Origin of the sequence: Streptomyces sp. NBC_00287, assembly GCF_036173105.1 — a bacterium.
Classification (GTDB): domain Bacteria; phylum Actinomycetota; class Actinomycetes; order Streptomycetales; family Streptomycetaceae; genus Streptomyces.
Genome location: NZ_CP108053.1, coordinates 2,607,290 through 2,619,205 on the forward strand (window position 1 = coordinate 2,607,290; position 11,916 = coordinate 2,619,205).

At 70.3% G+C, this 11,916-nt stretch carries 12 protein-coding genes; 5 read left to right on the forward strand and 7 right to left on the reverse strand.

The genetic code is table 11. The features are described from left to right. Nucleotides 1-77: 77 nt before the first annotated feature. Entirely contained in the window at nucleotides 78-1,958 is a 1,881-nt protein-coding gene (locus OHT76_RS11915; protein WP_328870756.1) for an anthranilate synthase family protein, read from the forward strand. Here the strand turns inward: OHT76_RS11915 and OHT76_RS11920 are convergent. From OHT76_RS11920 to OHT76_RS11940, 5 genes are all read right to left on the reverse strand, one after another. After that, nucleotides 1,910-2,905, reverse strand: coding sequence for a 2-hydroxyacid dehydrogenase (locus OHT76_RS11920; RefSeq protein ID WP_328870757.1), 996 nt, complete (start codon nucleotides 2,903-2,905; stop codon nucleotides 1,910-1,912). The two genes, OHT76_RS11915 and OHT76_RS11920, sit on opposite strands and share 49 nt — an antisense overlap. A 62-nt stretch (nucleotides 2,906-2,967) precedes the next feature. Next, nucleotides 2,968-3,996, reverse strand: coding sequence for a 6-phosphofructokinase (locus OHT76_RS11925; protein WP_328870758.1), 1,029 nt, complete (start codon nucleotides 3,994-3,996; stop codon nucleotides 2,968-2,970). A gap of 108 nt (nucleotides 3,997-4,104) precedes the next feature. Next, nucleotides 4,105-4,788, reverse strand: a complete 684-nt coding sequence (locus tag OHT76_RS11930; RefSeq protein ID WP_315881808.1) for a response regulator transcription factor — start codon at nucleotides 4,786-4,788, stop codon at nucleotides 4,105-4,107. Then, nucleotides 4,785-5,957: a MacS family sensor histidine kinase gene (gene macS, locus OHT76_RS11935; RefSeq protein ID WP_443049774.1), complete on the reverse strand. Its 1,173-nt coding sequence runs from the start codon at nucleotides 5,955-5,957 to the stop codon at nucleotides 4,785-4,787. The genes OHT76_RS11930 and macS overlap by 4 nt, the downstream gene beginning before the upstream one ends. A gap of 58 nt (nucleotides 5,958-6,015) precedes the next feature. Then, nucleotides 6,016-6,777, reverse strand: coding sequence for a lysophospholipid acyltransferase family protein (locus OHT76_RS11940; RefSeq protein ID WP_328870760.1), 762 nt, complete (start codon nucleotides 6,775-6,777; stop codon nucleotides 6,016-6,018). 149 nt (nucleotides 6,778-6,926) lie between these two features. Here OHT76_RS11940 and OHT76_RS11945 point away from each other — a divergent pair, with 149 nt between their 5' ends. From OHT76_RS11945 to OHT76_RS11960, 4 genes are all read left to right on the forward strand, one after another. After that, nucleotides 6,927-7,706 carry an alpha/beta hydrolase gene (locus OHT76_RS11945; RefSeq protein ID WP_328870761.1) on the forward strand — a complete coding sequence of 260 codons (780 nt, stop codon included), beginning with the start codon at nucleotides 6,927-6,929 and terminating at the stop codon, nucleotides 7,704-7,706. Further along, nucleotides 7,699-8,280, forward strand: coding sequence for a hypothetical protein (locus tag OHT76_RS11950; RefSeq protein WP_328870762.1), 582 nt, complete (start codon nucleotides 7,699-7,701; stop codon nucleotides 8,278-8,280). The genes OHT76_RS11945 and OHT76_RS11950 overlap by 8 nt, the downstream gene beginning before the upstream one ends. A gap of 155 nt (nucleotides 8,281-8,435) precedes the next feature. After that, on the forward strand, nucleotides 8,436-9,059 hold the full coding sequence (locus OHT76_RS11955) for an RNA polymerase sigma factor (RefSeq protein ID WP_328870763.1): 624 nt from the start codon (nucleotides 8,436-8,438) through the stop codon (nucleotides 9,057-9,059). Beyond that, nucleotides 9,052-10,074 (forward strand): CU044_5270 family protein, encoded by a 1,023-nt coding sequence (locus OHT76_RS11960; RefSeq protein WP_328870764.1) that lies wholly within the window; start codon nucleotides 9,052-9,054, stop codon nucleotides 10,072-10,074. The genes OHT76_RS11955 and OHT76_RS11960 overlap by 8 nt, the downstream gene beginning before the upstream one ends. A gap of 81 nt (nucleotides 10,075-10,155) precedes the next feature. Here OHT76_RS11960 and OHT76_RS11965 read toward each other — a convergent pair whose 3' ends face one another. Beyond that, the gene (locus OHT76_RS11965; RefSeq protein ID WP_328870765.1) at nucleotides 10,156-10,875 is read right to left on the reverse strand and encodes an endonuclease/exonuclease/phosphatase family protein; all 720 of its coding nucleotides are present in this window, start codon (nucleotides 10,873-10,875) and stop codon (nucleotides 10,156-10,158) included. Nucleotides 10,876-10,941: 66 nt separating this feature from the next. Further along, nucleotides 10,942-11,895 carry an ROK family glucokinase gene (locus OHT76_RS11970; protein ID WP_328870766.1) on the reverse strand — a complete coding sequence of 318 codons (954 nt, stop codon included), beginning with the start codon at nucleotides 11,893-11,895 and terminating at the stop codon, nucleotides 10,942-10,944. Nucleotides 11,896-11,916: the final 21 nt, after the last annotated feature.

The following is an 11,916-nucleotide window of genomic DNA, read 5'->3' on the forward strand; positions in this document are numbered from 1 at the left end:
GCCTTCGGTGTTTCCGGGGTCCGTTCCTCGCAAGTGAACTCCCAGCGAGCTCCCCAGCCGAGAAGGAAACGGACCCCATGCAGCTGCTCGATCTGCTCGACGATCCCCGCCCGTTCGCCCTGCTGCGCCGCCGCACGCCGGGCCACGACGAGAACACCGTGGAGGTGTTCCTCGGCCCGGTCCGCTCCTACGACCGTCTCGCCGACCTCCCCGACCAGGGCCTCGCCCTCGTCCCCTTCCGTCAGATCCGCGAGCGCGGCTTCGACGTCCGCGACGACGGGACGCCACTGACGGTGCTGATCCCCGAGGAGACCTGCGACATCCCTCTCGCCCAGGCGCTGGAACAACTCCCCGCCCATGACGTGCGCGTCGAGGCCGGCGGCTTCGACGTCGGCGACGAGGAGTACGCCAAGATCGTCGGGCGCGTGCTGCGCGAGGAGATCGGGCGGGGCGAGGGCGCGAACTTCGTGATCCGGCGGACGTACGAGGGGGAGATCCCCGGCTTCTCCAGGGCCGACGCCCTCGCGCTGTTCCGGCGGCTCCTCGAAGGCGAGCGGGGCGCGTACTGGACGTTCGTCGTGCACACCGGGGAGCGGACACTGGTCGGGGCGAGCCCCGAGGTGCACGTGAGGATGTCCGGCGGCACCGTCGTCATGAACCCGATCAGTGGGACGTACCGCTATCCCGCCGAGGGCCCCACCCCCGAGCATCTGCTCGGCTTCCTCGCCGACGGCAAGGAGATCGAGGAGCTGTCGATGGTCGTCGACGAGGAGCTCAAGATGATGTGCACCGTCGGGGACATGGGCGGGGTCGTGGTCGGGCCCCGGCTGAAGGAGATGGCCCATCTCGCGCACACGGAGTACGAGTTGCGCGGAAAGTCCTCGCTGGACGTGCGGGAGGTCCTGAAGGAGACCATGTTCGCGGCCACCGTCACCGGCTCGCCCGTGCAGAACGCCTGCCGGGTCATCGAGCGGCACGAAGTCGGCGGACGCGGCTATTACGCGGGGGCGCTGGCGCTGCTGGGCCGCGACTCCGGCGGCGCCCAGACCCTCGACTCCCCCATCCTCATCCGCACCGCCGACATCTCCTCCGACGGCCACCTGCGCGTGCCGGTCGGCGCGACCCTCGTCCGGGGCTCGGACCCGGAGAGCGAGGTCGCGGAGACCCACGCCAAGGCGGCGGGTGTGCTGGCGGCTTTGGGCGTACGTCCGTCACGGCCGCGTGAGGAGCACGCGCGCGTACACCTCGCCGACGACCCACGCGTGCGTGCCGCACTCGACGGGCGCCGGGCTTCCCTCGCGCCCTTCTGGCTGCGGATGCAGGACCGGGCCGAGGAGCTGACCGGGCATGCCCTGGTCGTGGACGGCGAGGACACCTTCACGGCGATGCTCGCGCACGTCCTGCGCTCCAGTGGCCTTGATGTCACCGTCCGGCGCTACGACGAGCCGCTCCTCAAAGAAGCCGTCCTCGCGCACGAGGGACCGCTCGTCCTCGGCCCCGGTCCCGGCGACCCCTCCGACCTGAACGACCCGAAGATGCGGTTCCTGCGGGACCTGACCGCCGAGGTGATCCGGAACCACCGGCACGGCGTCCTCGGCGTCTGCCTCGGACACGAGCTGATCGCGGCCGAGCTGGGTCTGGAGATCGTACGCAAGGAGGTCCCGTACCAAGGCGCGCAGACGACCGTCGATCTGTTCGGGCGTCCGGAGACCGTCGGCTTCTACAACAGCTTCGTGGCCCGCTGCGACGACGAGGCCGCCGCGGAACTGGCCGCGCACGGCGTCGAGGTCAGCCGGAGTCCGTCGTACGAGGTGCACGCGCTGCGCGCACAGGGATTCGCCGGGGTGCAGTTCCACCCGGAGTCCGTCCTGACGCTGAACGGCGCCGCGATCGTCCGGGAGCTGGTGGGTCAGCTGCGGGGCACCAGCACGTTCTCCGAGCGGCGGCCCTCCTTGTAGTCCAGGACGTTCTGCACCGTGGCGTCGACGATCTGACCGACGGCGTCCACGGTGTAGTACGCCTGGTGGGAAGTGACCAGGACGTTCGGGAAGGTGACCAGGCGGGCCAGGGTGTCGTCCTCGATCGCCTCCATGGACTTGTCGAGGAAGAACAGGCCCGCCTCCGCCTCGTAGACATCGAGGCCGACGCCGGTGAAGCGGCCGGCGCGCAGTTCGGTGACGAGGGCCGCGGTGTCGATCAAGCCGCCGCGGCTGGAGTTGACCAGAATCGCGTCGTCCCGCATCGCCTTCAGGGCGTCGGCGTCGATCAGGTGCCGGGTCTCGGGCATCAGCGGGACATGCAGGCTGACCAGGTCGGACTCGGCGAGGAGCTGCTCCTTGGGGACGTACCTCATGCCGAGTTCCATACAGGTCGGGTTCTCGGCGATGTCCCAGCCGAGCAGTCTCATGCCGAAGCCGTGAGCGATCCGGGCGAACGCCTCGCCGATCTTTCCGGTGCCGAGGACGCCGGCGGTACGGCCGTACATGTCGCGGCCCATCAGCCCGTCGAGCCGGAAGTCGAAGTCCCGGGTGCGGGTGGAGGCGCGCACGATACGGCGGTTGACCGCCATGGCGAGGGCCCAGGCGAACTCGGCGACCGAGTAGGGCGAGTAGTACGACACCCTGGCGACCGTCATGCCGAGCCGCTCGGCCACGTCCAGGTCGATGTTGTTGAAGCCGGTGGAGCGCTGGGCGACCATCCGCGTGCCGCCGGCCGCGAGGATCTCCAGGACACGCGCGCCGAGGTCGGCGTTGACGCTGGTGGAGACGGTCTCGTAGCCGGCCGCGATGGGAGCGGTGTCCTCGTTCAGGAAGACATCCAGACAGCGGACGTCGTAGTGGCCGGCGAACGCCTGCTCGAGCAGGGGTTTCTCGTCGGCCTGGACCCCGAAGGCCAGAATCTCCACGACTACTCCCGTTCTGCTCGGCTATGGGCCGAATATACGGCCCATAGCCGGGTGCCGCCGGGTCAGCCGAAGAACACTCCGACCTCCTCGTACAGCTTCGGATCCACCGTCTTCAGCTTGGCCGTCGCCTCCGCGATCGGGACGCGGACGATGTCCGTGGAGCGCAGGGCGACCATCTTGCCGAAGTCGCCGTCGCGGACGGCCTCGATGGCGTGCAGGCCGAAGCGGGTGGCGAGCCAGCGGTCGAAGGCGCTCGGGGTGCCGCCGCGCTGGACATGCCCGAGGACGGTCGTACGGGCCTCCTTGCCGGTGCGCTTCTCGATCTCCTTCGCCAGCCACTCGCCGACGCCGGAGAGCCGGACATGTCCGAAGGAGTCCAGCGACTGGTCCTTGAGCACCATGTCGCCGTCCTTCGGCATCGCGCCCTCCGCGACGACCACGATGGGGGCGTACGACGCCTTGAAGCGGGAGGTCACCCAGGCGCACACCTTCTCGATGTCGAAGCGCTGTTCGGGAATGAGGATGACGTTGGCGCCGCCCGCGAGGCCGGAGTGGATGGCGATCCAGCCGGCGTGACGGCCCATCACCTCCACGACGAGGACGCGCATATGGGACTCGGCGGTGGTGTGGAGGCGGTCGATGGCCTCCGTCGCGATGCCTACGGCGGTGTCGAAGCCGAAGGTGTAGTCGGTGGCGGAGAGGTCGTTGTCGATGGTCTTGGGGACGCCGACGCAGGGAACGCCGTACTCGTCCGACAGCCGTGCGGCCACCCCGAGGGTGTCCTCGCCGCCGATCGTGATGAGCGCGTCGACCTCCTGCTTGGCGAGGTTCTCCTTGATCCGCCGGATACCGTCCTCCTGCTTGAGGGGGTTGGTGCGCGAGGAGCCGAGGATGGTGCCGCCGCGGGGCAGGATGCCGCGCACGGCCGGGATGTCGAGCCGCACGGTGTCGCCGTCGAGCGGACCGCGCCAGCCGTCCCGGAAGCCGGTGAAGTCGTAGCCGTACTCCTGAACGCCCTTGCGGACGATGGCCCGGATGACGGCGTTGAGACCGGGGCAGTCGCCGCCTCCGGTCAGTACTCCGACCCGCATGGAAATGTCCCTTCGCCGCGGTTGCCTGGTGAGGCCACGCTAATAGTGATCCAGGTCACTCAGGGATGGGTCGGAGGCGCAATTCCGGTGAATCCTCGGGCGGTTGGTTTACTCGTCGTCAAGCCCGCGCTCTATCGCGTACCGCACGAGTTCGACGCGATTGTGCAGTTGGAGCTTGCCGAGGGTGTTCTGGACGTGGTTCTGGACAGTGCGGTGGGAGATGACGAGGCGTTCGGCTATCTGCTTGTAGCTCAGGCCCTTGGCTACCAGACGCAGCACCTCGGTCTCCCGCTCGGTGAGCTGCGGCGCGCCCGGCTGGTCGGCGTCCCGGTCGGCGGGCGCGGGCTCGGAGGCGAGGCGGCGGTACTCGCCGAGGACAAGTCCGGCCAGTCCCGGGGTGAACACCGGGTCGCCGACGGCGGTACGGCGGACCGCGTCCAGGAGTTCCTCCGTGGACGCCGACTTGAGCAGATAGCCGGTGGCACCGGACTTCACGGCCTCCAGTACGTCGGCGTGCTCGCCGCTCGCGGAGAGGACCAGGACGCGCAGGGCCGGGTTGTGGCCGACGAGTTCCTTGCAGACCTGGACGCCGGGCTTGGCGGGCAGGTTGAGGTCGAGGACGAGGACGTCGGGGCCCGCGGCCTTGGCGCGGCGCACGGCCTGTTCGCCGTCGCCCGCGGTGGCGACCACCTCGAACCCGGACTCGGCCAGGTCGCGGGCGACGGCATCGCGCCACATGGGGTGGTCGTCGACCACCATGACCTTGATCGGGCCGCTCTGCTGCTCACTCATCGGATCCCCCGGGACAACTGCTTCGGTACCTTCAGTTCGACTTCCGTGCCCTGCCCGGGCACCGAGATCAGCTCCGCGCTGCCCCCGATGTCCCGCAGCCGCCCCCGGATCGACAGGGCGACCCCGAGCCGCCCCTCGCCCTCCGCCTGCGCGAGCCGCCCCTCGGGGATGCCCGGTCCGTCGTCCCGGACGGTCACGATGACGGAGTCCGGGTCGTCCTCCACGAGGATCCACGCGCGCGCGTGCTCGCCCGCGTGCTTGCGGACATTGTCCAGGGCGGCCCCGACGGCCGAGGCCAGCTCCCGCGCGGAGGCCGGCGGCAGCACCACGGGCGCCCCGGGCTCGGCGAGGCTGACCCGGGACCCGGCGTAGGGAGCGAGCAGCGCGCGCAGGTCCAACGGCCCGTCGTCGTCCGCCTCTTCCTCCACGGCTCGTGCGACCGCGTCCTGCGACACCCGCGGCACGGGCGTCAGACCGCCGGAGACCAGCGTGCGCAGCGCCACCTCCTGCTCACCGGCGAGGCGCCCCAGCTCGGCCGCCTCACCGCCGATGACGGCACCGCGCCGCTGCACCATGGCGAGCACCTGGAGCACGCTGTCGTGGATGTCCCGGGCGAGCCGCTCGCGTTCCCTGGTCGCGGCCTCGATCTCCAGGGCGCGGGCGAGGGTGCGCTCGGAGGCGCGGGCGACCTCGACGACGTAGCCGATGGCGATGGAGGCGACCCAGACGAGGATCACCGCGTGGACGGTGTCGCGGGCCGGGGTGCCGCGGTGGACGAGGTTGGCGACGGCGACCAGCGTGGAGGCGAAGGCCGCCCAGCGCCAGCCGCCCTTGATGGCGAACGCCAGCACCGAGCCGGCCGTCCATATCGACGGCAGCGTCGGACTGCCCGACTCGATGTGCGCGGCCGAGTCGGCGACCCGCGTGAGGAGGATGCCGACGAGCGCGATGGTCAGATCTGCGGTGAGGAAACGCTTGGTGCAGGCGGCCGCGTTGGCGATCTTGGGCAGGGTCGCAAAGGTCCACACGGTCAGTACGGCGAAGTAGACGACGGCGACCCAGGGGCGGGCGAACTCGTCGTAGGCGCTGACGAACAGACCGATCGCGTACAGCAGGGTGAGGATCCGGTAGCCCATGAGCGCACGCCACAGCGGCTGCTCGACCGACATCCTCAGGACTTTCTCGCCCTTGGCCAACTCCCCCACCCCCCGAACCAGGCTGCCGTGTCTAGGACTCGGACTTTTCCTTTTCCGTCTGATCCTTCTCGGCCTTCGCGAGGGCGGCCTTGGCGGCCTTCTCCGCTTCCTTCTCGGCCTTCGCCGCGTCCGCGATCTGACGCTTGGCGGCGGTGGCGTACATGTCGACGTACTCCTGGCCGGAGAGCTTCATGATCTCGTACATGACCTCGTCGGTCACGGCGCGCAGGACGAAGCGGTCGTGCTCCATGCCCTGGTACCGGCTGAAGTCCAGGGGCTTGCCGATCCGGATACCCGGGCGCATCAGTTTGGGCATGACCTTGCCCGGCGGCTGGATCTTCTCTGTGTCGATCATCGCGACCGGAATGACCGGCGCGCCGGTGGCGAGCGCCACGCGCGCGAGGCCGCCGGGCTTGCCCCGGTAAAGCCGGCCGTCGGGCGAGCGCGTGCCCTCCGGATAGATGCCGAACAGCTCACCGCGCTCCAGGACCTCTATGCCGCTCTTGATGGCCGCCTCGCCCGCGCCGCGCGCTCCGGAGCGGTCCACGGGGAGCTGGCCGACGCCCTTGAAGAACGCGGCCGTCAGCCGGCCCTTGAGGCCCGGGGTCGTGAAGTACTCGGCCTTCGCGATGAAGGTGACCTTGCGGTCGAGGACCGCGGGAAGGAAGAACGAGTCCGAGAAAGAGAGGTGGTTGCTCGCCAGGATCGCGGGGCCCTCGGCGGGAACGTTCTCCAGGCCTTCCACCCAGGGCCTGAAGGCGAGCTTCAGCGGCCCCCCGATGGATACCTTCATCGCGCCGTACAACAACCGAGTGCCTCCTGTGTCTGTCGATCAGACCTTAACCCGGAGCGCCGTCAAAGACCCCGACGACCCTGGTCGGTGTCAGTGCGGTCGCGTACGGTGAAGTACCTGCAACCGACCTCATGAACAGGAGACCGAAGGTGCCGGTCCTTCCTGGAGCCGAGCCGTACCGCCATGAGGGCGGGGAGATCTCCGTTCTCCTCTGCCACGGCTTCACCGGTTCCCCGCAGTCGCTGCGCCCCTGGGCGGAGTATCTCGCCGAGCGCGGTCTGACCGTCTCGCTGCCGCTGCTGCCCGGGCACGGCACCCGCTGGGAGGACCTCCAGCTCACCGGCTGGCAGGACTGGTACGCGGAGGTGGACCGCGAGCTGCGCGCGCTGCGGGAGCGCTCCACGCACGTGTTCGTGGCCGGTCTGTCCATGGGCGGCGCCCTGGCGCTCAGGCTGGCGGCCAAGCACGGGACCGCGATCGACGGCGTGGTCGTCGTCAACCCCGCCAACAAGGTGCACGGCCTGGCCGCGCACGCCCTGCCGGTGGCCCGGCACCTCGTCCGCACGACGAAGGGCATCGCCAGCGACATCGCCAAGGAGGGCAGTCAGGAGCTCGGCTACGCCCGGGTGCCGCTGCACGCGGCGCACTCCCTGCGGAACTTCTTCCGGCTGGTCGACGGCGAGCTGCCGCAGGTCACCCAGCCGCTGCTGCTTCTGCACAGCCCGCAGGACCATGTGGTGCCGCCGGCCGACTCGGCCCGCGTCCTTGGCCGGGTCTCGTCGGCGGACGTGACGGAGATCGTGCTGGAACAGAGCTACCACGTCGCGACGTTGGACCATGACGCGGACCGGATCTTCGAGGAGAGCCACGCGTTCATGACCCGGATCGCACCCAGTCTCGGCAAGGAAGGGACGGCCGTAGGTGGCTGAGCACGACTCCGACCGTGAGGATCGCGAGCCGGACGACCAGGGTGCCCGTTTCGACGAGGACGCCGCCTGGGCGGCCATCGTCGCCGGGTTCGGCGAGGAGCCGCCGGACCCGCCGGGCGCCAAGCCGTTCAAGTCCGTCGAGGATCTGGCGCTGCTGGAGGCCGAGGCCAACGACGACGAGCCCGACAAGGCGGACACGTCCGAGGGCGACACCAAGACCGAGCCGGTCAAGCCGCTGGGCGGCTCCGTCGCCTTCGCGCCCGGGGTCGGCCCGCGCGACTACTCGGCGCCCGAGCCGACGGAAGAGGACTTCGACGAGGACGACGAGGGCCACTTCGTACCGCCGGAGCCGCCGCCGCTGCCCGCGGCGGACGCCACGGCGAAGTTCGCGTGGCTGGCGGTCCTCGGCGGGCCGATACTGCTTCTGCTCGCGGTGCTGCTGGGCTGGGACATGACCTGGTGGCTCACCACGCTGGGGATCGGCGGGTTCCTGGGCGGTTTCGCCACGCTGGTGATGCGGATGCGGTCGGATGACGAGGACGACGACGATCCGGGGCGCGGAGCGGTCGTCTGACATACGTGTGCGAGGGCCCGCCCGGAGTTTCTCCGGGCGGGCCCTCTCGCGTCCGGGCACAAAGGGAACCCGATCCCGCCGAACGGCGAAGAAGAGGTGAACTACCCGAACAAGCCCAAGCCTTCGAGGCGTTCAGACGAACGAAAGGAGCCCCGATGACCGTCGGACCACCGGGCGTCGGCACCCGCGACGAGGATCGCGAGGACAGTGATGCCCGCGTGATCGCGCGGTCCCGGGACGAGCCCGAGCTGTTCGCCGTGCTCTACGACCGATACGCCGACGCCGTGCACCGTTATGCGGCCCGGCGGCTCGGTCCCGAGGCGGCGGAGGATCTGATGGCGGAGACCTTCATCACCGCATTCCAGCGGCGCCACACCTACGACCTGGGTCGGGACGACGCCCGTCCCTGGTTGTTCGGCATAGCGACGAACCTCGTGGGCCGGCACCGCCGGGCCGAGGCGCGCCGGTTCAAGGCGCTCGCGCGACTGCCGGAGCCGGTGGAGCACGAGGAGCCCGTCGCGGAGCGGGCGGTTTCCAGGGCCGGTGCCACGGGGGTGCGCCGGGAACTGGCAGCTGCGCTGGCCGGGCTGTCCGCCCGGCACCGCGATGTGGTGCTGCTCGTGGCCTGGGCCGGCCTCGAATACGACGAGGCGGCCCAGGCCCTCGGCGTGCCGGTCGGCACCGTCAGATCCCGGCTGCACCGGGCTCGCAGCAGATTGCGCGAAGCACTGGGCGGATCCGATCCGACAGCTTTCCGAGAGGCAGACGCCCATGCGTGACACCGACGAACTACGCGCACTGAGGGACTTCGAGGCGGGGGAACCCCCGCTCGACGACGACACCCGGCGCCGGGTGCGAGCACGCCTGTTCCAGGCGATGAACGGGCCCGCTCCGGCCGCCGTACGGCCCCGGCGCCCCGTCCTGCGTATCGCCCTGACCGGGGTGGTCACCGCCGCGGTCGTCGCGGGTGTGCTGGTCGCCGTACAGCACGACGACGGCACGGCGCCCGGTGGTACGGCGAAGCGGCCGGCCACCGGGGCGCCGTCGACGACCGCGCCCGCCATGCGGAACGTGAGCGCGCAGACGGTGCTCAACGGGGCCGCCGCGTACGAGCGCAAGCACGAGCAAGTGGTCAGCCCGCGCGATGACCAGTTCATCTACACCAAGGAGATCATCAAGGAGACCGAGCAGAAGACCGGCGCCACCAAGAGCCACGTCGACGAGACCTGGCGGTCGGTGGACGGTTCGCAGCGGTCCTGGATCATGGAGATCGGCAAGGGCTGGTGGTCGGAGCCGCTCAAGGAGGACGAGAGCATGTGGCCGCCCCAGGACTGGGGCACGCTCAAGAAGCTGCCCACCGATCCGGAGAAGCTGATCCTCGCGATCCAGGGCGAATTCGGGGCGAAGGCCCGCTCGCTGGACGACATCGACGACCAGGAGTGGTCGCACATCCACTTCAGCCTCGCCGGGCTGCTCAAGCTGGTCCCCGTGATGCCGGAGGGGCTGCGCCCGGCGGCGTACGAGGCGCTCGGCATGGTGCCCGGCGTGAAGGCGGTCCCGAATCAGCAGGACGCCAAGGGACGGACCGGGGTGGCCATCACGTACGACGATCCGACGCTGCCGGAGGGCGCCACGGGCTTCGGGGGCTACTTCATCTTCGACCCGGAGACGTACCGGTTCCTCGGCTTCCGTGACACCCGTACCTCGGGGGACGGCGCGGAGATGAAGACGTACACCCAGCTCTCGTATCTGGACAGCTGGGCGGTCGTCGACAAGGCCAAACAGCGGCCGTAGCCAGGACGTGGGGATCTTGAGGGCGGCCAGGACCGGCAGATGGTCCGTGGCCGCCCTCAGGGCAGTGCCTCTCAACGTGGTTCAGGCCGCGGGCACGCGAAGTGCCGCCAGCACGGGCAAGTGATCCGTCGCCCTCATGAGGTCGGCCTCGGCCACCCCGGGGTGCCCCAGCGGGACGCCGCAGCTCAGCACCTCGACGCCTTTGGTGGCGAAGATCGCGTCGATACGGCCGTGGGGCTCGGACCGCGTCCAGGTGTGCTCGCCGCCCTCGGGTGCCGTCGCCCAGCAGTCCTGGAGGGTGTCGGACAGCCGGGTGAAGGTGCGGCCGCCCGGGCCTTCGTTGAGGTCACCGCCCGCGACGGCATGGTCCACGCCCATTCCGGCCAGGCGGTCGAGGAGCATCCCGGCCTGCTCGTAGCGCTCCTCCTTGTGGAGGCTCAGGTGACAGCTCAGCACCCCGAGGCGGGCGCCGCCGAGCCGGACTACGGCGGTGGCGAAGCCGCGGCGGTGGAGGCCGGGGGTGAGAGGGAGAAGGACGTCCTCGGTGCGCTCGACCTTGGTGCGCAGGTCGCACAGGATCGCGGGTCCTGCGGCTGTGGCGCCGCCGGTGAGGATGACGAGGTCGGATGCCCTGGCCAGGCGGGCGAGTTTCTTGCGCCAGCGGAAGAAGCGGGGGGCTTCTTGGATGAGGACCAGGTCGGGGTTGCAGGCGCGGATGACGCGGGCGAGGGCGCCTGTGTCGTCGCGCATCGAGCGGATGTTGTAGCTCAGGACTCGGACGAGGGCTGAACCGTCTGACATGCGGATCAATGTACGCCCAATGACTCGGGGCGCGAGGGGGGATACGCCTCGCGCCCCGTCAGGGATTTACATGATCGGGTCCGGCTCCCGCGCCAAGTCCGCCGCCCCCACCAGCCCCGCCTTGTTGCCCAGCTGGGCCGCGATCACATCGGCCACCGGGCGCCAGTTGCCGCCCACCAGCCAGCGCTTGTAGGACTTGCGGATCGGGTCGAGGACCAGTTCGCCCTCGTCGGAGAGGCCGCCGCCGACGATGAAGGCGGAGGGGTCGAAGAGGGAGGCCAGGTCGGCGAGGCCCGCGCCGGCCCAGCGGGCGAGCTCGCGGTAGGAGTCGACCGCGACCGGGTCGCCCTGACGCGCGGCGACGGAGATGTGCTTGCCCTCGATGCCGTCGGGGGTGCCGTTGCCCAGGGCGAGGAGCACCTCGGCGTTCTCGGGGGTGGCGTTGGCACGCTGCTTGGCGTACCGGACGAGGGCGCGCCCGGAGGCGTACTGCTCCCAGCAGCCCTGCGAGCCGCAGCCGCACAGGAGGCCGTCCGGGACCATGCGGATGTGGCCGAACTCGGCGGCGACGCCGAAGTGGCCGCGGCGCAGCTTGTTGCCGATGATGATGCCGCCGCCGAGGCCGGTGCCGAGCGTGATGCAGATGACGTTGCGGTGGCCCTTGCCGGCGCCGAACTTGTACTCGCCCCAGGCCGCGGCGTTGGCGTCGTTCTCCACGACGACCGGGAGGCCCACGCGGGCCTCGACCTTCTCCTTCAGCGGCTCCTGGCGCCAGTCGATGTTCGGCGCGAAGTAGACCGTCGAGCGCTGACGGTTGACGTAACCAGCCGCACCGATGCCCACGCCGACGATCTCGTGCCCGGCGCGTGCGCCCTCGACGGCGGAGGCGATGGCGTCCACGATGCCCTCGGGCGTGCCCGGGGTCGGCACCTTGTGGGTCGAGAGGATGTTGCCTTCCTCGTCGACCACGCCGGCCGCGATCTTCGTGCCGCCGATGTCGACGCCGATGGTGAGTCCCATGAATCCCTCAGTTTCGGTCGA